This window comes from Bacillota bacterium, from assembly GCA_024655925.1.
In the GTDB taxonomy this organism is placed as follows: domain Bacteria; phylum Bacillota; class DTU025; order DTU025; family JANLFS01; genus JANLFS01.
In genome coordinates this window covers 6472-28488 of record JANLFS010000015.1, presented here as the reverse complement: position 1 = coordinate 28488, position 22017 = coordinate 6472, and the positions used below count along the sequence as shown (strand labels likewise).

Annotated in this window: 19 protein-coding genes and 2 pseudogenes; 1 reads left to right on the top strand and 20 read right to left on the bottom strand. The window is 61.6% G+C overall.

Features of this window, described 5'->3' with window-relative positions:
- Positions 1-8: 8 nt before the first annotated feature.
- The 7 genes from NUW23_03835 to NUW23_03805 all read right to left on the bottom strand — a co-directional run bounded on the left by NUW23_03835 (position 9) and on the right by NUW23_03805 (position 6860).
- A complete protein-coding gene (locus tag NUW23_03835) occupies positions 9-944 on the bottom strand; it encodes an ABC transporter permease (GenBank protein MCR4425306.1) in 936 nt (311 codons plus the stop codon).
- Positions 937-2049 carry an ABC transporter permease gene (locus NUW23_03830; protein MCR4425305.1) on the bottom strand — a complete coding sequence of 371 codons (1113 nt, stop codon included), beginning with the start codon at positions 2047-2049 and terminating at the stop codon, positions 937-939. Before NUW23_03830 ends, NUW23_03835 begins: the two co-directional genes overlap by 8 nt.
- A 5-nt stretch (positions 2050-2054) precedes the next feature.
- Positions 2055-3608, bottom strand: a complete 1554-nt coding sequence (locus NUW23_03825; protein ID MCR4425304.1) for an ABC transporter ATP-binding protein — start codon at positions 3606-3608, stop codon at positions 2055-2057.
- Between the two features lie 86 nt (positions 3609-3694).
- Positions 3695-4714: a BMP family ABC transporter substrate-binding protein gene (locus NUW23_03820; protein MCR4425303.1), complete on the bottom strand. Its 1020-nt coding sequence runs from the start codon at positions 4712-4714 to the stop codon at positions 3695-3697.
- A 108-nt stretch (positions 4715-4822) separates the two neighbouring features.
- Complete coding sequence (locus tag NUW23_03815) at positions 4823-5827, bottom strand: hypothetical protein (GenBank protein MCR4425302.1); 1005 nt, start codon at positions 5825-5827, stop codon at positions 4823-4825.
- Between the two features lie 27 nt (positions 5828-5854).
- Positions 5855-6325 carry a zf-HC2 domain-containing protein gene (locus NUW23_03810; GenBank protein MCR4425301.1) on the bottom strand — a complete coding sequence of 157 codons (471 nt, stop codon included), beginning with the start codon at positions 6323-6325 and terminating at the stop codon, positions 5855-5857.
- The gene (locus NUW23_03805; GenBank protein ID MCR4425300.1) at positions 6294-6860 is read right to left on the bottom strand and encodes a sigma-70 family RNA polymerase sigma factor; all 567 of its coding nucleotides are present in this window, start codon (positions 6858-6860) and stop codon (positions 6294-6296) included. Before NUW23_03805 ends, NUW23_03810 begins: the two co-directional genes overlap by 32 nt.
- Before the next feature lie 188 nt (positions 6861-7048).
- Between NUW23_03805 and NUW23_03800 the strand changes: the two genes are divergently transcribed.
- Positions 7049-8299 carry a Glu/Leu/Phe/Val dehydrogenase gene (locus tag NUW23_03800; protein ID MCR4425299.1) on the top strand — a complete coding sequence of 417 codons (1251 nt, stop codon included), beginning with the start codon at positions 7049-7051 and terminating at the stop codon, positions 8297-8299.
- Positions 8300-8361: 62 nt separating this feature from the next.
- Here NUW23_03800 and NUW23_03795 read toward each other — a convergent pair.
- The 13 genes and pseudogenes from NUW23_03795 to NUW23_03735 form a co-directional block, all read right to left on the bottom strand.
- A pseudogene (locus tag NUW23_03795) lies at positions 8362-8529 on the bottom strand (HNH endonuclease).
- A gap of 189 nt (positions 8530-8718) precedes the next feature.
- Positions 8719-10068: a 30S ribosomal protein S12 methylthiotransferase RimO gene (rimO, locus tag NUW23_03790; GenBank protein MCR4425298.1), complete on the bottom strand. Its 1350-nt coding sequence runs from the start codon at positions 10066-10068 to the stop codon at positions 8719-8721.
- Complete coding sequence (locus tag NUW23_03785) at positions 10065-10853, bottom strand: hypothetical protein (GenBank protein MCR4425297.1); 789 nt, start codon at positions 10851-10853, stop codon at positions 10065-10067. Before NUW23_03785 ends, rimO begins: the two co-directional genes overlap by 4 nt.
- A 35-nt stretch (positions 10854-10888) precedes the next feature.
- Positions 10889-11158 (bottom strand): TMEM165/GDT1 family protein, encoded by a 270-nt coding sequence (locus NUW23_03780; protein MCR4425296.1) that lies wholly within the window; start codon positions 11156-11158, stop codon positions 10889-10891.
- Positions 11140-12051: a GNAT family N-acetyltransferase gene (locus NUW23_03775; GenBank protein MCR4425295.1), complete on the bottom strand. Its 912-nt coding sequence runs from the start codon at positions 12049-12051 to the stop codon at positions 11140-11142. Before NUW23_03775 ends, NUW23_03780 begins: the two co-directional genes overlap by 19 nt.
- Entirely contained in the window at positions 12051-14318 is a 2268-nt protein-coding gene (locus NUW23_03770; protein MCR4425294.1) for a hypothetical protein, read from the bottom strand. Before NUW23_03770 ends, NUW23_03775 begins: the two co-directional genes overlap by 1 nt.
- A 246-nt stretch (positions 14319-14564) precedes the next feature.
- Positions 14565-15416: a DUF4115 domain-containing protein gene (locus NUW23_03765; GenBank protein ID MCR4425293.1), complete on the bottom strand. Its 852-nt coding sequence runs from the start codon at positions 15414-15416 to the stop codon at positions 14565-14567.
- A gap of 39 nt (positions 15417-15455) precedes the next feature.
- A pseudogene (locus tag NUW23_03760) lies at positions 15456-16943 on the bottom strand (DNA translocase FtsK).
- A 1025-nt stretch (positions 16944-17968) separates the two neighbouring features.
- Positions 17969-18775, bottom strand: coding sequence for an undecaprenyl-diphosphate phosphatase (locus NUW23_03755; protein MCR4425292.1), 807 nt, complete (start codon positions 18773-18775; stop codon positions 17969-17971).
- Positions 18748-19725: a Na/Pi symporter gene (locus tag NUW23_03750; GenBank protein MCR4425291.1), complete on the bottom strand. Its 978-nt coding sequence runs from the start codon at positions 19723-19725 to the stop codon at positions 18748-18750. Before NUW23_03750 ends, NUW23_03755 begins: the two co-directional genes overlap by 28 nt.
- 88 nt (positions 19726-19813) lie before the next feature.
- Positions 19814-20032 carry a YlzJ-like family protein gene (locus NUW23_03745; GenBank protein ID MCR4425290.1) on the bottom strand — a complete coding sequence of 73 codons (219 nt, stop codon included), beginning with the start codon at positions 20030-20032 and terminating at the stop codon, positions 19814-19816.
- A complete protein-coding gene (locus tag NUW23_03740) occupies positions 20032-20760 on the bottom strand; it encodes an ATP-dependent Clp protease proteolytic subunit (protein ID MCR4425289.1) in 729 nt (242 codons plus the stop codon). Before NUW23_03740 ends, NUW23_03745 begins: the two co-directional genes overlap by 1 nt.
- Positions 20761-20915: 155 nt before the next feature.
- On the bottom strand, positions 20916-22017 hold a 1102-nt coding region (locus NUW23_03735; protein ID MCR4425288.1), incomplete at its 5' end, for a ribonuclease J.

Sequence of the window (22017 nt, the reverse complement as noted above, 5' to 3'; positions counted from 1 at the left end):
GGTGTGCCCTACACCCCTCCCCGCCTGACGTATGGCTTCCCGCTTGCCGCAGGACCCATGGATCTCCCGATGATGCCGGCGAGGGCAGCCATGGTCAGGATGTAAGGCACCATGAGCAGGAAGTCCTGTGGGATGGCAAAGAGGCCCCAGGTCTGTGCGAGGAGCTGGAACGCGTCGGCGAACCCGAAGAGAAGCGCGGCCAAGAGAGATCCCACAGGCGTCCACTTCCCGAAAATCATGGCAGCCAGGGCTATGAAGCCGCGCCCAGCAGTCATTCCTTCGCGGAATAGCGACAACTGCCCTAGAGAAAGGGTGACACCGCCCATTCCAGCTAGGATGCCACTCATGATCACGCAGAGGTATCTGATGCCGGCGACGTTGACCCCGACCGTGTCTGCGGCTTCCGGGTGTTCTCCGCACGCACGTATCCGAAGGCCCAGCGGAGTCCTGAACAGGACGATCTGAGCGACTACGACCACCACAACAGCTATATACACAGGTGGAGTATTGACCCCGATTATGTCCCCAATAACCGGGATATCCCGGACTACCGGAATCGACCAGTTCGCGAGCTTGGTAACACTCTCGGTCTGCCCTGCCCGGTTGAAGATGGCCCGGAGCAGAAAACCTGTGAGGGACATGGCCAACAGGTTGATAGCCACGCCCGAAACCACCTGGTTCGCGCGGTACTTGATGGAGACAAGAGCATGTATGCTCGCGACGAGGGCTCCGGCCACTGCCGCCATGAAGAACCCCACCCAGGCATTCCCTGTCAGCCATGAGAAGAGGACACCTGCAAACGCCCCGATCAGCATCATTCCTTCGAGGCCGATGTTGACCACCCCGGACCTCTCACTGAACACCCCGCCCACTGAGGCCAGCACCAGAGGGGACGCCAGATAGATCGTGGATGCCATGAGGTCGATCACGATCCACTTAAGCATTTCGAGATCGAGCGCCATCCGACTTCCCCTCCTTTCTCGGAAGGATGGACCCAAGAAGCCTCCGGCCGGGCAGCCACCCTTCGATGAGCCCTTCCGCAGCCACAAAGAATATCACGGCGGCCTGGATAATCCCGACGGTTTCCTTCGGCACCCGCGCCATGCCCTGCATGGTTTGGGCTCCCCTCGCCAGCACTCCGAAGAGGGATGCAGAGGCGAGGATTCCGAACGGGTGATTCTTTCCGACGAGTGATACGGCTATCCCGTCGAACCCGTACCCTTCAAAGGCGAAGAGGTCCAGGAACCTGTACTGGATTCCAAGCACCTGCACGCTGCCTGCGAGGCCTGCCAGGGCCCCGGAGATCGCCATCGCGGTGATGATGTTCTTGGCCACGCTTATCCCGGCATACCTCGCCGCGTCGGGGTTATGGCCGACCGCGCGGATCTCGTACCCGACAGTCGTCTTCCACAGGATGTAATACACAAGAAATGCCGCGCCTATGGCGATGAGGGTCCCCATGTTCACCCGGAACGCCCCACCCTCTCCCATGAACCGGATGAGGCGAGCGGATGCGAGGACCTCACGGCTGTACGGGGAGGTTACGGCGGGGTCTTTGATCGGGCCGTTCACCAGGTAGTGTGACAAATAGAGAGCAATGTAGTTCATCATGATGGTGTTCACGACCTCGTGAACACCGAATCTGGCCTTGAGGAACCCTGGAACAGACGCCCACAAGGCCCCCGCTGCCGCGCCCGCCAGGACGGAGATGGGCATGTGCAGTATCCACGGCAGCCCGCGTATAGAGCACCCAGCTACGGCGGCTGCGACCATGCCCACTATGAACTGCCCCTCGGCGCCGATGTTGAACAACCCGCACCGGAAGGCAACCGCCATGGACAGTCCGGTAAAGATCAGAGGGGTGATGTAAACTATGGTCTCGGACACATTCACGGGCGAACCGAAAGACCCCTGCAGAAGCGCCCCATAACCTCGCAAGGGACTTGCCCCGGTCAGCAACATCAGCACGGCCCCCAGCACCAGCCCGACTCCGACCGCCGCGGCGGGGACCGCGAACTCCGAGAGAACTGAACGTTTCGCTCGCTCCACGGACCTCACCTCCCCGCCACCTGAGCCTGGCCATGTACCAGAGCACCGGCCATCATGAGGCCGATTTGCTCCTCCGTGGCGTCCTTGGCATCCATTACCCCGACGATCTCGCCCTCGTACATGACGGCAATCCTGTCCGCGAGCGCGAGGATCTCATCGAGCTCCAGGGATACCAGGAGCACGGCCTTCCCTGCGTCTCTCGCTTCCACCAGCCGCCTGTGGACGAACTCTATTGCCCCGACATCGAGACCGCGGGTAGGCTGAGCAGCGATGATGAGCTCCGGATCCCGCGAGAGTTCACGGGCGACGATCACCTTCTGCTGGTTTCCGCCTGACAGTGACTTGGCCAGCACGTCTTCATCTGGAGTCCGCACGTCGAACTCTGCAATCAACCTGCGCGCCTCCGACTTGATCGCATCCCACGAAAGGCCCAGGCCCCGGCTGAAAGGTGGCTTATAGTAGGTCTGCAACACAAGGTTCTCAGCAACTGTGAAATCAAGTATGAGACCGTGACGATGTCTGTCCTCGGGGATGTGCACTGCCTTGGACTCGAAGACCTTCCTCGGGGGGAGGTTTGTGACCTCCCGGCCCTTGATTGATACGTGCCCCGAGACCGCGCGGCGCATGCCCGTTATGACCTCCACCAACTCCGACTGCCCGTTGCCGTCGACACCGGCGATGCCGAGGATCTCACCTGCTCTCACTGACAGTGAGACCCCTCGCACAGCGGGCAGGTGCCGGCTGCTCAGGGCGTGCACGTCCTCGACCCTGAGTATCTCGGCCCCCGGCTTCGCTGGGCCTTTGGTCACCACCAACTCCACATCCCGACCGACCATCATATTGGCGAGCTCCCTCGTGTCGGTCTCCGCAGTCTGCCTGGTGCCGACGACTCGGCCTCGTCGTATCACTGTCACGCGATCCGAGATCTGCATAACTTCTTTGAGCTTGTGGGTTATGAATATGATGGACTTGCCCACGGCCTTGAGGTTCCGCATGATCTCGAACAGCTCATGCACCTCCTGCGGGGTAAGGACTGCAGTGGGTTCGTCGAGGACCAGGATGTCCGCACCGCGCAAGAGCGCCTTGAGGATCTCGACCCTCTGTTGCATCCCAACGGAGATGTTCATGATCTTGGCTTTCGCATCGATGGACAAGCCGTATCTTTCGGAGATCTCGCGCACTCGCCGGTCGGCTTCCCGCCGATCCAGCAGGAAACCGCGGGTTCTCGGCTCCGCTCCGAGAACCAGGTTTTCGGCCACAGTGAAGGGAGGGATCAACATGAAATGCTGATGGACCATTCCGATCCCGAGCCGCAGCGCGTCGTTGGGCTCTCTGATGCTCACCTCGCGGCCCCGGATCATGATGGTGCCAGAATCGGCCTGATAGAGGCCGTAGAGAATCTTCATTAGAGTGGTCTTGCCCGCTCCATTCTCCCCGAGCAGAGCGTGAATCTCGCCCCGTTCGAGAGAGAGGCTGACGTTGTCGTTGGCCAGAACCCCGGGGAACTGCTTGGTGATTCCGACCATGGCTAGGACCGGGGAATCGTGGGGCTCTGACATTCACATCCCTCCACAAAAGGCTGGGTGCCGACGCCACTGGGCACCGGCCACCCAGCCCGTGAGTTCGACTCCTCAATGAAGACTGGTCACTTGGCAAGCTTCGCCGCCTCTGCGGGAAGCTCAGGCACGACATACTCGCCCTTCTTGATCTTCGATGCCCACTCTTCAGCGGCGGCGATCGCGGCAGGCGACGCGTACTTCGAGGTTGTAGGGGCAAAGCCGACACCGTCGGCCGCGAGACCGAGAACCGTGGTTCCGGCCTTGAACTTGCCCTCAGCCATCAGTTTGGTGCCTTCGAACACACCAACGTCCACCCGCTTGATCATGCTCGTGAGGACCTGCTTGGGTGCGAGATGGTATTGGTCGGAGTCGACTCCGATCGCCCAGAAGCCGTTTTCTTTGGCAGCCTCGATCATTCCGATCCCTGTGCCACCCGAGGCGTGATAGATCACGTCACACCTCTGGCGGAACATCGACAGGGCGATGGTCTTGCCCTTTGCCGGGTCGTTGAACGAACCGGCATAGTTGGTGAGGATGGTGATGGACGGATTGACCTTCCAGACACCGGCCTTGAACCCAGCCTCGAACTTCTCGATCAACGGGAACTGCATCCCGCCGAGGAAGCCGACTCTGTTGGTCTTGGTGGTCATGGCGGCAATTACGCCGACGAGGAATGACCCTTCCTCTTCCTTGTAGACCACGCCCATGACGTTCTTGAGGGGTCCGGCGTACTTCGCATCGTCATACGCGAAATCGATGATTCCGAACTTGGTGTTGGGGAACTGGGGCGCAACTTTCTCCAATGCGTCCGCCATCAGGAACCCAATCGCCCAGACCATGTCATAGCCACTCCGGGCCATCATGGCGAGGTTGGGCTCGTAGTCGGACGGCGTGCGGGACTCGACGTAGGCTATCTCCGCACCGAGTTCCTTTTGAACCCTCTTAAGACCCTCGTAGGCTGAGTCGTTGAATGACTGATCGCCGAGGCCGCCGATGTCGAAGACGATCGCCACCTTGAGTGGTTTCGAAGCAAAACCGGGGCTAGCCAGGGCGACTAGGAGCAATGCCGCAATTGAGAGTACCAGCGCGCGCCTTACGGAACTCATAGAAATCACTCTCCCCTGAAGCGTTCTCAGACGCCTAATTGTTCGCTGTGCTTCAGAGGAATTCCTTCTGAGGCGGGTACAAGTTTTGGCCCCAGCTCAAGCCAGGGATCACAGTGAAAACCGGACGAGTGATCTGCCCATGGCCTGCACTTGGCTCTCGTCGGAATCTTTCGGAACAAGCATGATAACCTCAACCCCGTCGACCTGCCATTCATATCCCAGGAGACCTTCCGGGAGCGGACGCTTGATTCGGACTGGTGCGCGCGAAAGGCTTGGCCTTGACACCGCCCTTTGGAAGAGGGATATCAGTTTTCCCTTTCCAGCATACCTGGTATGCAGGGTCGGGAGTCCGCCATCCTGTATCAGCTCTGATCCGGCATAGGCAAGTCCGGGGGGCACAAAAGCTGGGTAGAATGGGGCGAATCCCAGGCGTCTCGCGGCTATTCCGAGGTCAAGGGTGAGGAGAAAATCAGCCCTTGTACGGAACACCTTGGTATCCGGGGGGTATGGCACGCCGAAGACGGAGGGATCAGGCGGCCCGAAATCGACCTCGGTGAAGAACATCAGAAGGTCTGCGTTCCCCGCGGACTGAGAGAGCTCTGCTCTGAGGACTACCCAGTGGTCCGCGTCCACCCAGACAGTGGCGCGCCTGCCCCACCTGTCCTCACCGGACAAGACGACCGCGGGACGCCCTAGCACCGACCCGGACTTGGGCGGATCCACCCTGGCTGAACTGACCAGATCTCTGATGCGTTCGTCGATGACTGGCAGGATTCCCTCAAACCCATCCCCCACAAATGCGATTCCGAGTTCAGGGACGTAGTGCTCGAACGACCCTGTGCGGCCCACCATTATGTGAGTGACGTCACCACCGGACGACACAGTCTCAATGCGAAACATCCCGGATCCGCCATAGTGAACCCGTCTTGTCACTGACTCGAGACCTGCAACCGAAGGCCTCACTACCACCTGCACGCCGGAGAACTGAATGGTATCCCGGGCGTTGAGGATGCGACGGACCACTTCCCCGGTCGCCGGTTGAGCCCCAGCCGCAACCGAACAAGACGCACAGGCCATGGCGATGAGAAAGACTGTGAGACAGGCACGGAACATGCCGGCAACTCACCCCGCCTTGTAGCATCAGAATTTGATGGGCAGGCACATCACGTCTTCCAGTGGACGCACACGCTGACTTGACTCGCATATGATGTGGGCTCTGACCAGGGGGGTAAACGGATCATCCTGGGGCCCCGTCTGGCGAAGCTTGCTGGCTCCTGCGGACACCACAATCACAGCCAGGCAGATCCCGACTGCGTAGACCATGGGAACCCGCATCCATGCCCACTTTCTCATCTGTACGAGGAATCCTGTCGTGCGGGTCCGTTGGGCCAACTCGAGCGCCCGCGCAAGGCTGCGGTTCAGCTCCTCCGAACACTCGATGCGTGGGGCATGGGCAAGTATGGCCTTGACCGCGCGTGTCTCCGCTGCAGCCCTGCGACATGTATCGCACGATGCCAAATGGTCTTCGATCTCCGCCGCACGTCGCCGCCCAAGCTCCCCGTCTACAAGTGAGCTGATCTCAGTCGGGTCGGGGCATGTTCCAGCCGCCACCTAAATCACCTCCACCGGGTAGGAATTCGGCCAGTATCTCGCGGAGCCGCCTCCGCCCGTAGAACAGCCTCGATTTCACAGTGCCCACCGAGCACCCGAGTACCCTGGCCACCTCGTGATACCTGAGGCCCTCAACATCGTGAAGGACAACCGCCGCCCGGTGGGCGGGGGACAGCTCCCCGAGCGCGATCCTGATCGCTCTGGCCAGTTCGCGCCTGTTCAACGACTCCTCGGGGGATCCACCGGAGTCGTCAGCGCCCCTGGCGGGATCCCCCAGCGCATCAAGGGACTCGGACTGGGGGGCACGGTTTCGAGCCCTGATAGTGTCGAGACACAGATTCGTGGCGATCCGGTACAGCCACGTGTAAGTCGAACTCTCGCCTCGAAAACGGGAATAAGCACGAAATGCCCGGATGAAGGTCTCCTGAGCAGCGTCCTCCGCCTCTGATCTGCTCCCGAGCATGCGAAACGCAAGGTTCATGATTCTGTCTTTGTACTTCTCGACAATAGTATCGAACGCGGCATCTGAGGGCATGACGTCAACTCTCCCGGTTGCAGAAGGCCGACCTTCCTCATTGTACTTCGACGCCTGGAGCCGGAGGATGTTCAGCTTCCTCCCCGGACAAGCCGTCGAGCTTTTTTTTCGCAGCCGGGAAGGAGCCGTGATGCCGATGGCGAAGATTAATGTGCATCCTGTATCATGTATACAATGGAGGTAGTCAAATGGGACATAGCCAGTATGACGAGGTACTCTTGCGACTGGCTGCGGCCGCCCGGATTCTCAATCTCGAACCCGGGATTCACGCGATTCTCGCAGAGCCCGAGCGCATCCTCGAGGTCTCGGTCCCCATCCAGATGGATGACGGGAGTATCAGGGTATTCCAAGGTTACCGGGTCCAGCACTCGACTGCCCGTGGCCCTGCCAAAGGGGGCATACGCTACGCCCCGGACGTCGACATGGACGAAGTGAAGGCCCTGGCTTCGTGGATGACCTGGAAATGTGCCGTCGTGGGCATACCGTACGGAGGCGGCAAGGGCGGCATAAAGGTCGACCCCTCCTCCCTGTCTGAGAACGAACTGTGTAGGCTCACCCGCCGGTATGTGTCGGGCATCGCCCCCATCATCGGCCCGGACAAGGATATCCCCGCTCCTGATGTCAACACGAACTCTACCATCATGGGATGGATCGTGGATACATACTCGATGCTCCGGGGAGTGTTCACTCCTGGAGTGGTCACAGGCAAGCCCATCAACCTCGGCGGCTCGCTCGGAAGGCGCGAAGCCACAGGACGCGGCGTGATGATGACCGTCCGAGAGCTGCTCAAGCGGCTCGGCCGTGCCCCCGCCGAAACGATTGCGGCCGTGCAGGGCTACGGCAACGTCGGGTCCGTATCCGCAACCTTACTGTGCGAGCTCGGATGCAAGGTGGTCGCGGTGAGCGATATCACTGGAGGCATATACAACCCCGCCGGCCTCGACATCGCCGATGTAAACCGGTACGTCGCCTCCCACAAGTTCCTCGAGGGCTATTCGGCCCCGGGTGTCGCCGCCATATCGAACTCCGAGATTCTGACGTTGCCCGTCGACCTCCTGATCCCGGCCGCAATCCAGGGGCAGATCACCGAGAAGAACGCTGCAGACGTCAAGGCCAAGATGATCGTGGAAGGGGCGAACGGCCCCACCACGGCCGGGGCCGACAAGATCCTTGAGGAGGCCGGCACGGTGGTCGTTCCCGACATCCTGGCCAACGCAGGCGGCGTCGTCGTCTCTTACTTCGAATGGGTCCAGAACCTGCAGCAATACTACTGGACAGAGGCCGAGGTCAACATGCGGCTGGACGGCATCATGACCAGGAGCTTCGATGAGGTCTGGAGGTACTCCCACGAGAAGAACCTGAGCCTGCGAACAGGGGCCTACGTGCTATCTGTGAACAGAGTGGCCGAAGCCATAAGGGTTCGCGGGCTGTTCCCGTAGGGCGCACGGTGCCTCCTGATGCAAGGCAGGCACCTGCTCGGACTGCATCTGTTACCACCAGACTACGCGGCGTCGGGAGTCCCCGCCTTCAGGCGTGGGGAGGCGACGCCGCTTCCCCCTCTCTGGGCATATTCGTATCCATCGGCTTTTTCAAGCAGCCGCAGGTACTTTGGATGCACGTCGAAGCCGTTCAACTTGAAGCTGGGCCTATGCCGGACGGCTATCCGGCCGGTATGCCTGTTTAATGCCGGGCGACAGGGCCTGGAACTGGCACGCATCCCAGGGTGTCATTACCTGAATAACGCAGCCCGATGGCCTTACGGCCGATGAGCTGAGGCTGGTCAGCTCCAGGCTTGCTTACCGCAAGCCCCGGGTTTAGCCGTGGGGTAGCTGACTGCTGCCTCCCTCTCCCTTTCCTTTCAGACTGTCCGAGCTGGTTCGACACGTTCGGCCGCCAGATCATACTCACTTGCCCCCGTGATCTTGACGTCCACCATGTCACCGGGTGAAAGGAGCCGGTCCCCGACGAAGATGACCCCGTCCACCTCAGGGGCCTCAGCGTAGGACCTCGCCTCCACGAGCAGTTCGGATTCGTCCGAAGGCCCGTCAACCATGACGCGCTGGACTGTTCCCACTCTTGACTCACCGAACCCCCGGGAAATCTCGGCGAGAAAGGCCATGGCGATCTCCCGTCTCTCCTCCGCGATTGGCGGCTCGACCTGATCAGGCATGTCGGCAGCCGGAGCGCCTTCCTCCCGCGAGTAGCGGAACACCCCGGCCCGTTGGGGCCGAATCTCTTTTATGAAATCGAGGAGCCGCTCGAAATCGCGGTCAGTCTCACCCGGGAACCCGACTATCAGAGACGTGCGCACCACCACGTCCGGGGCAGACCGTCTGAGCTTGTCCACCACCCGGATCATCTCCGCGGCTGAGACCCGACGGTTCATTCTGGCCAGGATTTCGTCACTTCCATGCTGCATGGGAATATCGAGGTAGTGCACTATCTTGGGCTCGGTTGTGAGCACCTCGACGAGTTCATCATCGACCCTCGCCGGGTGGGCATAGAGGACCCTGATCCACTCGAGACCCTCAACCAGGGCAAGCTGTCTCAGAAGCCGGGGAAGAGATCGTCTCCCGTACAGGTCCTCGCCGTACCTGGTCGTGTCCTGGGCTATGACCACGGCTTCCTTCATCCCGTTGGCCGCGAGAGACCGCGCCTCCCGTATGATAGACTCCACGGGACGCGAGCGGAGAGGGCCACGAAGAGACGGGATGAGACAGTAAGCACAAAGGTTGACGCAGCCTTCGGAGATCTTGAGATAGGCGTAGTGTCTGGGTGTCGACACCACCCTGGGCGAATCCTCGGGGGCCAGATAACCCGGCGGCCCCAGGTACTGAGGCCTGTCCCCTCCGAGGACGGCCCGGACGGCTTCGACGACCCGGTCGAAGTCCCCTGTGCCAATGATCCCGTCCACTTCGGGGATCTCGGACATGAGGGACCGGCCGAATCGCTGTGGCAGGCATCCCGCCACGAGCAGGCATTTGATCTGCCCCGACCGGCGTCTTTCGGCAAGCTCCAGTATGGCGTCGACGGATTCCTGTGCCGCGTCCTCTATGAACCCACAGGTGTTGATCACGACAGCGTCGGTGTCGGGTCCTTCGGGCACGATCTCAATGCCGGCCTCCCGGGCCAGGCCCGCCATTGTCTCAGTGTCCACCAGGTTCTTGGCACATCCAAGTGACCGGAACGAAAGCCTAACTTCGGTCATTTCCCGGCAATCGCCGCGAGTTCCTGCCTCGCCGCCTCCTGGTCCTCCTTCGTGCCCTCGGGGTCCTCGGGATCAAGAGGCATGGTCAGTATGTGGTTGAAGACCTGCCTGGCCTCGGAGTACTCGCGGACGGCCACCAGGGCACGCGCCAGCGACAGCTGGTGCGAGGAGTCTCCCGGAGCGAGCTTCACCGCCAGCCTCGCCTCGGCCACGGCCTTCTGGCGGTTGCCGATGGATATAGGAGGGCCTGGCACCTGCCGGTACAACTCCGACATGACGTAGTGCGCAGAAGCGTGGTTCGGGTCTATTGCGAGCGCCTGGTCGAGGGCCTGCTTCATTGGGCCAACCATGAAGAGGCTCTGGAGTATCCCGCGCGCCGATCCTATCTCCCCTATTAGCGCCGCGAGCCAGTAGAAGGCATCGGCGTCGTTGGGATTGGCCTGAGTCGCCCGTTCTGCGTAGGCCTTGCCCACTTCGAACCATTCCAGCCGGTTCTTCTTGTCATTCTTAGGAAACCTCGTGGCTTTCCAGTGGCTGATCCTGGCCAGTCTCCACAGGACAGAGCTCGTCCCCGGATAGGCCAAGTCCGCCTGCTTCAGCACGGCAAAAGCCTGGTCTGTCTCCCTGGGGTCAATGCGCCGAGAGTAATGAGCATCCGCCTTCTTCAGTAGTTCTTCGAGGGATGGCCCTGCAACAGCTGCCCGGGCAGAAATCGACACAGCACAGAACAGAAGAAGGCACACAGCAACGGTGCGCACAAAGGCACAGTGTCGAAATACTGGCATGTGCGGCACGTGAACACCCCCTTTGGGACTATTGTCTAGAGCCTTCCAAGCAGGAGCAACACACCCATTGTCACGAACCCGGCGCCTGCCGCCACGCGGACATACTCGGCAGGCACGTACCTCGCTATAACGAATCCAACCAGCACGCCCAAAAGAGACGCGACGATGAGAGCGGACGCCGCCCCCATGAAGACGGCACAGGGCGACTGGCCTCTTGCGACCAGGAGCATCGTTGCCAACTGGGTCTTGTCACCGAGTTCAGCCAGGAAGACCACGGCAAAAGTAGTCAGAGCGGTCTTAAGCACAACACCATCTCCTGCTGGACCAGGGTCAACTCGAAACCACGTGCCCTGAGCACCTGTTCCTGGTATCCTCCGACTGGGAAGTTGTAGGCCCTGGCGGTACCTGAGGCAGCGCCCCGGGCGAGTCCACTGGCAGCCTCGCAGTCCACTGCGTACATTAGCATCTCCCCAATGGCTTCTCTCTCTGTGGAAGGCACCACGCCGAAGTCCGCCACCAGAAGCCCCTGCGGGGTGTTCCTGTACAGGATGTACCCGACCTTCCGCCGGCCCGACCAGGCAATCTTCGCCTCAAGCCTGGATGCCATCTTGCCCAATGATTGCACTTCATTCTGCCAGCAAGGCCTCGAGTCCTCATAGGTGTCAACAAGCAAAAGGGCGTCGTGGGGACTCTCTCCCCGCACCCAGACTGCGCAGGCCTTAGTCTCGGGCATGGCTGGAGCTGGGTGGTCCCGGGCCCACACTCCGAGGGTTCGTGTCACCCTGAACCCCAGCTTGGAGTAGAGAGCCCGTGCGCGGTGATTCTGTTCCACCACTTCCAGTTGAAGCGAAGCCAACCCAAGTTGGCTCGCGCGGACGAGTGCCGCCCGCATCAGGGCCTCGCCGAGTCCTCGCCCCTGATACGAGCTGCGGACCCCCATCCCGCAGATATAGCCTCTGTCGCCCCGTATCCCGAGGAACACGACGCCCACTGCCAGACCCTCCGAATACGCCACGAACGAATCGGAGACCGATATGTCCTCTCGTTCCACGAGTCCCAGCAGTCTATCAGGCGTGACTGTCGTTTCCACATAGTAGTGGCTGTAGGCATCATTGAACAGGCCGACAAGGGTGTCAATGTCGCACCGGTCGACGGTGTCGATTACGTATTCCACTCCTCTGACCAGTACGCACTCCATCACCGTGCACCTCCGGCCCACAGAAGCTCGAGGACCGTGTGGGCCGAATCCTCGAGCTCGCCCATATCCACCGATCCGGGAGCCTTCTCCGCGTCCTGGGCCAGTGCACCGAAGCGCACCAGAGCCTGGCCAACAGGACGAGCGACATCGGGACTGTAGTCCAGTCCGAAGCAAAGCACAGCCAGACCCAGGAGGAACGGGGAGTCGGTGAGCCCGCGGGCACTGCCCTCCACAATCCGGACGAGAAGGCGCTCGAGCCCTCCTTTCGCGCGGCTCGCGGACACTCCTTCGGGGATATCCGCCAGGACCCTTTGGACCACCTCGGGCTTCATCTCTCTCCGTCTCTTTCCACGATCTCGACTGGCGTCCAACGCCCGCGGCAGAAGCCGGTGTGCCAGCACCTGGCCGCCGAGTCTTCTCTCGGCCTCTATCTGAACAGCCTTCCCCAAAAGGAATCCGGGGAGGGCCGCCTGGTCCGACGGGAGCGCTCCTGACTTTGCCGCTTCTATCATCAGATGAGCAGACCGAAGAGCGCTCCTTGTTTCCACGGAGTAAGGGGCGTCTTGAGGGACATCCCACTCCACCGAACCTGCAAGTGCACCACCCTGCTCGCCCTGCTCGGCCTGCGTGAAGCCCTGTGCCATTCGGGCCAAGCACGCCTCGACTTGAACGTGGGAAGGCGCGCCGGAGGAAGCCATTCTCCTGACTGATTCGAAACCTTCGACAAGAGTCTGAATCAGTTCATCGGACCTCTCGAGCCCGCGCGCCCATGCGTCACCCTCCGCCTGGGTTGCCGCCTCCACGGAGGCGCGCGCGGCCTCGGCCGGCGTAAGCGCTCTCAGCACACCCGCTATCCTCTCGGCGTCCCGGCTGCTGTTGGGGTCAAGCATCTGAACCAAGCTCGCCTGGAGGGGAGATAAGGCGCCCGGCCCCTCCGGCGGAAAGGCGAGTTCCACCCGGAAGCACTCGCCTGTGTGGTAGACTCGAAATCCGCCCCAGTGCGCCCTGGCCACCCTGCCCGCAGCCACATAGGCGTCTGGTAGCTCCCTGGCACTGTGTGTCAAGCCGAGGACAGTGTCCGCAACCTGAGACGAACCGTGGAATCTGGCCGCCAGGAGCACGCATACTTCGCCATCCCGACGATTCACAGAGAGGCGGACCTCGCTTGCCCCTGGCCTCGAGCAAACATCCTCGAGGATCCCCGCAACCGCGAGGGCGATCGCTTCCTCATCTCCCGTCACGACGCACTCGCCCATGCCCGCCTCTGTTTCCGCCTTGGTCCCGGCGGCGACCCGCTTCGCCACAGCGGAGACGTCCACACGATCCTGCCTGAGGTGTGTTAAGGCACTGATTCTCCGGCACAGGGCCCGGATCCTCTCCAATGCCCGTGTGGAGACACCGACAAGCTCGCTCGCGGCGGCCTCCAACGGAATCGGGGCTCCATCCATCTGGGAGTTTACCGAGCGCAACGCGTCCACGTCCTCCTTAAATGCGTAGAGGAGATCCGAGATACGCTCGGCCTGTGCTGCGCCCGCCTCCGCCCTCGCACACGTGCATGCCGCCAGGGTTTCCGCAATGTCCTGGCAACCTTGGGGGTCGCCCTGCACAGCCACGGCAGCGATCACTCGGGCCAAGGCAGCGGTGAGCCCGCCGAATACCATGACGGCGACCGGCTCAAAGAGAGACTCGGCCCCCTGCGGAGGTCGGCCTGGGACCCGTTGGAGGAGTGTCTTCGAGGCCTCATCGGGCCTTCCGGACGCGATCAGGGCCCTGGACAACCAGAGGTCCACGTCGGCTTGAGAACCGGGAACCCTGTGGAACCGAGTCAGCTCAGTGACGGCTGCCTCCGGCCTGCAGGCCTCCATCGCCAGCCGGGCGCGGAGGATCGCGAGGTCCGCCGAGTCATCTCCGGTCTGGGCCAGCGCTGTAACAATGCATGCGGCAGTGTCAGATAGGCCTTGATCTACGCAGCGCTGAGCGCGTCGTGCGAGCGAATCCCCGGGAGCGAGCCCGATCGCGAACTTCACCCCGTGGGATGCCATGCCCCTTGGGGGTATCTCGAGGAGCGTCTCCTGAAGCCGGGGCCAATTCGCGCGAATGGAAGCCATGATTCGCTCCTGGACTGCTCGGGTCGCCCCAGATTCCCAGTAACCGGCGAACCGGTCCAGAGCGCGCGGGCCGCGCTTGAACAGCTCGAAGACAGTCTCGTCAAGCAGTCTGCCCTCAAGCCTACTCAGGTCGTCTATGAGGTCTTGGACTGTCCTCACTCTGGCACCTCCTCTGGCGCGCCGGCCAGGCCGTCTCCTAGGCCTCCCTCATCCGGCGCCGGTTCTTCAGCCTCTGGGGTCCAAGGAGTGCCTTCTGAGCTGCACCACGCCAGCAGCGACGCCGAAGAACAGCTTGGGCGGAGGAAGTTGGCCGGCAGGAATCAGGGGTCATGATGGTGACATCAGGCCTGTCCCAACCGAGGGACTCAGGTTCTCTCGAGGACATTTGGAGTAACGGTGTCGCCCTCACGGTCCCTCTGGCCCGGTGGGTGGAGGAAGAACGATGTCGACCACTTGCCCCGGCCGGCCGGGGACGCCGAGGTCAATTCCGTTGAACTCCAATCTGATCCCGCCGGCGTTGCCCACTCTCGCCCGGATCTCCGTACTGGCCTGGAAGACTACACTGTCGCCAGGCTTGAGGATCCCCTCTCTGACGAGGCGGCCATCCTCCCACACTCTCACCCAGCATTGCTCAGTGGTATGGATGCGCAAGGTGTGCCCAGAGGGGGACGGCCCCGTGGACGAACCGGGGACCCGGTCCCCCTCTGCCGGTGCAGGCGCGGGCGTCACCTGCGCCCCCGGCGTGACCTTGTCTTGCGAGAGAGCTTCCGTCGCCCCGGCACGGGATGCTGCACCTTTCCCTATCTCGTCCGAAGTGGCTTCCTTCGGCGTTTGTGGGCCCCATTCCACAATGCCCAGAGCCACTGCGCCGAGGTAGAACGCCACTCCAAGAAACCCGACGAAAAGCAGAGTTGCCAAGAACCGAATGGCTCTGGCCGACCGGCGCAAGCGCACCTCTCTCTGTACCCGCTGGACCCGGGACGCTCTCTCCCGCTCGACCTCGCGGAGCATCGACACCTCCTGCGCACGCTTGAGCCCATTGTAACGGGCCACAACTTCCTGGCCATCGAGGCCTATGCACTCAGCGTAGCTGCGGATGAAGCCCTTGAGGTACACCTCACCGGGGATCGCGTCGAAATCTCCCTGTTCGATAGCCTCGAGATAGCGGGTACGTATCTTGGTTCCGTCGCGGAGTTGGTCCATGGTGATGCCTCTGGCTTCACGCTCATCCTTGAGAAACGTCCCAATCTCCTTCACGCAGGCCGCACCTCCGGAATAGTACTTCGACGAGCCTGGTCAAAAGCGGCGGTCAGACAGTGCCTCCTCGAGTTCATCTGAGGTCATGAGAACCTTCCTGGGCTTGCTTCCCTCGTACGGGCCGACTATACCGAGAACCTCCATGGTGTCAATGAGTCTCGCTGCACGCGCATACCCTACCCTGTACCTTCTCTGGATCTTCGAGATCGACGCTTCGCCCGTCTCCACCACCAGCCTGGCGGCATCCGCAAAGAGCTCATCGTCCTCAGCGATCCCGTCCGCTCTCGCATCGGAACCCCCAATGCTCTTGGCCTGGTAATCCGGTGCACCCTGCCGCTTCAGGAATGCAACAAGGTCAGCGACTTCGTCATCGGATATGAAAGCACCCTGAACCCTGATGGGCTTCGGAAGACCGACGGGATGGAACAGCATGTCGCCCTTTCCGAGCAGCCGCTCAGCTCCGGCCGTGTCAAGGATGATCCTGGAGTCCACCTGAGAGGAGACGGCGAACGCAATCCGCGAAGGTATGTTCGCCTTTATGATCCCAGTGATTATGTCCACAGACGGCCTCTGCGTCGCTATAATGAGGTGAATCCCGGCCGCCCTTGCCATGAATGCGAGCCTGCAGATGGCATCCTCGACCTCCCCCTGCGCGACTATCATGAGGTCAGCGAGTTCGTCCACGATTACCACGATGTATGGGAGGGGCCTCGGTTGGGGGGCATCCTGGCTCTCGGGCCGGGCATCGCCCCTGCCGTCCTCGTCGTCGGGCAGGAACTGCTCGAGCTCACCTCTTGAGATCATGTCGTTGTACTGTGCGATGTTGCGTGCACCTGCAAGCTGGAAAAGGCGGTACCGGTTCTCCATCTCCTCCACGACCCACCTGAGGTAGCCCGAGGCCTTTTTGGGCTCGGTGACCACCGGGGCGAGAAGGTGCGGGATCCCGTCGTAGACTGAGAGTTCCACACGCTTCGGGTCAATCATCAGGAACTTGACCTCATCAGGTGTCGCCTTGAACAGCAAGCTGCATATGACGGCGTTCAGACACACACTCTTGCCGGACCCCGTCGCCCCTGCCACGAGAAGGTGAAGGATATCCGCCATGTCCGCAACGACTGGAGACCCGGCGATATCCTTGCCCAGCGCGATGGTCAGCCTGGATTCAGCCGTCTGGAACTCCGGGGACTCAAGAACCTCCCGGAGAAGAACGAAATTCTTCTCCCTGTTGGGAACCTCTATTCCCAACGCAGCCTTGCCTGGAATGGGGGCCTCTATGCGGACACCTGAAGCGGCGAAAGCCAGCGCCAGGTCGTCCGCAAGATTCACGATCTTGGAGACTTTCACTCCCACCCCCGGCTGCACCTCGAACCTGGTGACCATCGGCCCCTGGCTCACGTTGACCACCCGTGCGGCGACTCCGAAACTCGCCAGCGTCTCCTCGAGCACCCTCACGAGCTCTGCAGGGTCCCGGGGCTCGCGCCGGATCTTCCTCCGGAAACTCGACCGGAGAAGCGAAAGAGGGGGCAATTCTCGAATGAGTGAGTCCTCGATGAGCTTGAGCTGCTGCGAGGGGGCCCGGGGCTCCCCCGGTTCGTTCTCCTGCGGGCGGGCCGACCGCCGGAAGACGAGTTCCAGAGGGCCCTCATGCCCGGGCTCTCCCGGCGCAGCCTGGCCCAGCCCGGACGCGTGCGCCGGGGCCGGCTTCAGGCGGACATGATCTTGGGGCTGAGGCGGATCGAGAGAGACCGGAACCGTGGGCGCCGGCTCGAAGGCTGGAACCCTGCCGGGTCCGGTGTCCACACGGGAGACGGCGCATTCCGCCTCCGCGTCAGTCTCCTTGCCCCGGGTCCCCTCTTCGAACAGGTTCATCACTATCAGGCTGAACACCCCGCGGACTGCTCTCGCCACGCAGCCCAGTGCCCACACAGCCTTCCGCCAAGCCCACGTTACGCCCACTCGCACTGGTACATTGGTCAAAACAACCAATCCAGTGAGACCGAAGGCAGAGAGAACAACCAGGGTCCCACTGTACCCGAACATGCCCAGGAGCACCCAAGTAATCGCGGCGCCGGCTGCTCCACCCCCTGAAGATCCGGAGCTCGTGACATACCCGATGAAGTCCTGGCCGAGACAGGCATCACGGAACGCGGCGACTTCGAACAACACCACAGTGCAAAGCGATAGCGCAGCGAGCCCGCCCAGCCTGACCACAACGAGGAGCCCGGTCTTTCGCCACAGCATCAACACACCGGTGCACGCGAACAGCAGTGGAACTACATAGGCCGCCCGGCCGAACGCGACTTCCAGAGCCTGGGCGATGAAGGCCCCAACCAGCCCCACGGATCCCGTCCTGGTGCGGTCTACACCTGCAAGCAGAAGCGACACCAAAGCCACGCCGGCCGCGCCGAGAAGGAATATGCCCCCCACCTCTCCCCCGAGTTCTCCCCCGAACGCCGGGTGAGCGGGGCGGCCCATGTCATGCTCTGACTTGCGCACTCTGCGCCGCGAGACTGTCTTCGCCAACGGTTATCACCTCGGCATCAGTCACAATTCTACCCGAGGGGCCACAATCCTCTCGAGCCCCACGCGAGCGCGGCCAACCCCACTGCCCATACGTAGTACGCGAAACCGGACAGACGGCGGCGTCTGACGAGTGACAACAGGAAGGTCATGGCGACCACTCCAGAAACGAACGACGATGCCATCCCAAAGGCCAAGGGCAACACCTGTCCGCCCATCCCGGACCAATCCACGGACGTGGCCTCGAGGACGCCCGCTCCGAGGATGACAGGAAGGGACGCCAAAAAAGAATACGAGGCTGCGAACTCCCGTTTCAGGCCAGTGGCCAGGCCGGCGCATATGGTTGCGCCCGACCGAGATATGCCAGGGAGGATCGCAAAGGCTTGTGCGATGCCGATAACCAAAGCGTCCCAGAGCCGCATCTGCGTCACCCCTACGCTACCACGTCGGGCGCCGCCCGGTCCCGGCCTCTCGACAGCGAAGAGCAACAGGCCAGTCACGAGCAGACCCAGCCCAACTAGGGCCACCGAGTCAAAAGCCTGCTCCACAAGGTCATGAAACACGTAACCCGCAACCGCGGCGGGTATCGTGGTGACGATGAGAAGTATCCCCAGCCGGGCACTGCCGTCCTTTCGGAAAGGCGCACTGACAAACCCGCGGATCACCGATACTAGTTCACGCCTCATGACCACTGCAACTGCCAGGGCAGTGCCCACGTGCACTCCGACGTCGAAGACAATGGTGCCCGATGTCCCCACCAGTCGGTGGGCAAGTGCCAGATGCCCCGAACTCGAAACGGGGAGGAACTCCGTCAGCCCTTGGAGGATCCCGAGGAACACAGCAGAGATCGCAGTCGTCGGACTCTCACTCCCGGCATGCGGCTGCCTCTGACCAGGGCGGCAAAACTCGGCGCGACCGGCAGAAAAGCCGCTGCAGTAATGGCATTGAACAGAAAATGTGCGTTCGCCACAAGCCGTCCCGGATCAGGCGAAAACAACTCCAGAAGAGCGCAGAACGGACGCACGAATGGAAGAAACGCGCAGGCCCCAATGAAATTGAACAACGCGTTCGCCCGGGCGAGCGCCCTTCCGGACCCCGGGGTCCCGAATGAGGCAATGAGCGCGGTCACACATGTCCCGACGTTGCTTCCGATCACCATGGAGACCGCTGCCTCTACGGGCACAAGACCCGACCTGGCAAGGTAGACAAGAATCGAACTGAAGAGACTGCTGCTTTGGATCACAGCCGTCGCCGCAGCCCCCACCACCGCCGAAAGGAGCGGGTTCACTGAGGAGAGAGTCAGGACCAGTCTGAGCGTCTTCGAGTCCGTCGCTCCTGAACACGCACTTTCCATCAGCCCAAGGCCGAGTATGAGGCCGGCGAGACCCAGAGCAGCCCGACCCACGTGCCCCCGGTCCCCGCGCCGCCTGCCAGAGATTACGAGCACAATCCCCGCGCACCCGGCGGCCCATCCCAGCCACCCTGGTCTGACTCCTGCAATCTGGGCGGTCAGCGTTGTCCCGACGTTCGCCCCCAGCACCGCCGCGAACGCGGAGCCGAGGGATAGCATCTCGGCCTCCGCGAGTCCAACAAGAACCACACTTACAAGGCTGGAACTCTGCACCATCGCCGTCACCACGAGCCCAGAGATGAAAGCCGGAAGGACCGCGGCCTGTTGCAGCGCCACGCTGGCCCTCACACGGACAAGGGACGACAGCGCCCTGCTCATAGCGGTGATTGACAGCAGGAAAAGGGCAACGCCAATTATAAACGGAATCAGCGCAATCATCACACAAAAGACCTCGCCGGCGATTCCTGGGTTCACACAACCTTATGTCGCCGGTTCGGGTCCTATGAAGCCGACGCTGCCCTGAGTATCATTGTATCACACCTGCGTCCAGAATCGCCCCGGGTGTGAAGTCTACGTTGAGGTAGTCGAAGGGATTGGTGGAAAGCAGTCTCTCAACCCGCCCCGTCCCGTCGGGCAGCCGGGTGACGAGGAGCTGCGTCCCGCCCACAACTGCCAATGTAGGGATATCGGCCAGAGCAGGATCAGGGCCCCAGATCTCTTCCACAGGTATAATGGTGTACAACATCAGCGGATTCTCCCCTTTCGGGCCGTGCCCACCTTCCTCTTCGCCTCGATCAACTCGTTCAGTTTCCGAAGGGCGTCCTTCAGACTTCCCACAGAGTCTATGAGCCCTGCCGCGACAGCGTCGTCCCCGACGAGCACTGTCCCGACGTCCCGAAGGAGCTCACCCGTGCGGAACATGAGTTCTCGGAACCTCTCCGGCGTGCACCTGGAGTGGGATGCAACGAACTTGATCACTCTCTCCTGCATCCTCTCCAGGTACTCGTATGTCTGCTGGGTTCCGATGACAAGCTGGCCGGAGAGCCTGAGGGGGTGTATGGTCATCGTTGCAGTGCTTGCTATCATCGAGTAAGAGCAGCTCACAGCGATTGGCACCGCGATCGAATGGCCTCCTCCCAGCACAATGCTTACAGAAGGCTTGGTCATGCCCGCCAGTAGTTCCGATATGGCAAGCCCCGCCTCGACGTCACCCCCAACGGTGTTCAGGAGGATGAGGAGGCCTTCGATTCCAGGGTTCTGCTCTATGGCAACGAGCTGAGGCATGATGTGTTCGTACTTCGTTGTCTTGTTCTGCGGTGGAAGGACCGTGTGTCCCTCTATCTGCCCAACGATGGTGAGAACGTGGATGTTGCTTTCAGGTGTCGCGGGGGTCTTGGCCTCCCCGTATTCCTTCAATGCGTCTTTCGGGGGCGCTTCCTGAGTCCCCGGCGCGTCCTGCGGTGACACCCTCATCTGACCCGCACCTCCGACCTTCAATACGCTTAGTATGCGGGTCGGAGCAAGCAGTTTATGTATTGCTGGGCAGACAACAGGGCAGGCCCGAACGGGCCTGCCACACAACCCCTGCCAAGTGGGCGCACATGCGAGCTGCACGCTGACCCAGAGGATCAGACGTCCACGACTACTGGAATTACCATGGGACGCCCGCCGGTCCGCTCTGACAAGAACGAAGACAGAGCCCGGCGCAGATGGTCTTTGAGCGCAGGGATCTCGAAGTTCCTCTCCTTGTCGAAGTCCTCGAGTACGTTCATGGTCACCTCGCGCATTTCCTCGATGAGCTCCTCCGATTCCCGGACATACACAAACCCCCGCGTGACGATCTCAGGCCCCCCGACCACGGCCTCCTGCTCCCTGTCTACAGCGACCACCGCGAGGACTATACCGTCCTGCGCCAGGAGTTTCCGGTCGCGCAGGACGACGTTACCCACTGTCCCTACGGACAGCCCGTCCACAAGAAGGTGCCCGGCGCTCACATGCCCTGTGACGGAGGCGGACTCGGATGAGAATTCGAGGACATCGCCGAGTTCTGGGATGAAGATGTTGGACCTCGGCACCCCGACTTCCTGAGCGAGTCGTGCGTGCTTGATGAGGTGCCGGTATTCCCCGTGCACGGGGACGAAGTACGTCGGGCGGACCAGGTTCAGCATGAGCTTGAGCTCCTCCTGGCTTGCGTGGCCCGACACGTGGAATCCGGAGAAAGGCTCGTAGATGACCTCCGCCCCCTGCTTGAAGAGGCGGTTGATAGTCCTCCCGATCATTACCTCGTTCCCTGGGATCGTGCTTGCAGATATGATCACCGTGTCCCCTGGGACAATGGACACCTTCCTGTGGTCGGACATGGCCATCCTCGTGAGGGCTGACATGGGCTCGCCCTGGCTCCCGGTGGTGATGATCACCACTTTGCTCGCGGGAAGCCCCTCCAGGTCCTCGATGTCCATGAGGACGCCATCCTTCACCCTGAGGTAACCAAGTTCAGTGGCGATCCTTACATTGTTTTCCATGCTCCGACCGACAATGCCGACTTTCCGCCCCACAGCGGACGCTGCGTCGAATACCTGCTGGATACGCTCTATGTGCGATGCGAAAGTCGTGACGAGGATTCGTCCCTCGACATCACGGAAGGTATCCCTGAACAACTCGCCCACGACCCGTTCAGACATTGTGTAGCCCTGGCAGTCGGCATTGGTGGAGTCGGACAACATCACCAGG

Excerpts from the sequence above, each read along its gene's own strand:
- NUW23_03835 (MCR4425306.1), bottom strand. The coding sequence starts at position 944 with ATGCTTAAGTGGATCGTGATCGACCTCATGGCATCCACGATCTATCTG.
- NUW23_03825 (MCR4425304.1), bottom strand. The coding sequence starts at position 3,608 with ATGTCAGAGCCCCACGATTCCCCGGTCCTAGCCATGGTCGGAATCACC.
- NUW23_03820 (MCR4425303.1), bottom strand. The coding sequence starts at position 4,714 with ATGAGTTCCGTAAGGCGCGCGCTGGTACTCTCAATTGCGGCATTGCTC.
- NUW23_03815 (MCR4425302.1), bottom strand. The coding sequence starts at position 5,827 with ATGTTCCGTGCCTGTCTCACAGTCTTTCTCATCGCCATGGCCTGTGCG.
- NUW23_03805 (MCR4425300.1), bottom strand. The coding sequence starts at position 6,860 with ATGCCCTCAGATGCCGCGTTCGATACTATTGTCGAGAAGTACAAAGAC.
- NUW23_03800 (MCR4425299.1), top strand. The coding sequence starts at position 7,049 with ATGGGACATAGCCAGTATGACGAGGTACTCTTGCGACTGGCTGCGGCC.
- rimO (MCR4425298.1), bottom strand. The coding sequence starts at position 10,068 with ATGACCGAAGTTAGGCTTTCGTTCCGGTCACTTGGATGTGCCAAGAAC.
- NUW23_03785 (MCR4425297.1), bottom strand. The coding sequence starts at position 10,853 with ATGCCAGTATTTCGACACTGTGCCTTTGTGCGCACCGTTGCTGTGTGC.
- NUW23_03775 (MCR4425295.1), bottom strand. The coding sequence starts at position 12,051 with ATGGAGTGCGTACTGGTCAGAGGAGTGGAATACGTAATCGACACCGTC.
- NUW23_03750 (MCR4425291.1), bottom strand. The coding sequence starts at position 19,725 with ATGATTGCGCTGATTCCGTTTATAATTGGCGTTGCCCTTTTCCTGCTG.
- NUW23_03745 (MCR4425290.1), bottom strand. The coding sequence starts at position 20,032 with ATGTTGTACACCATTATACCTGTGGAAGAGATCTGGGGCCCTGATCCT.
- NUW23_03740 (MCR4425289.1), bottom strand. The coding sequence starts at position 20,760 with ATGAGGGTGTCACCGCAGGACGCGCCGGGGACTCAGGAAGCGCCCCCG.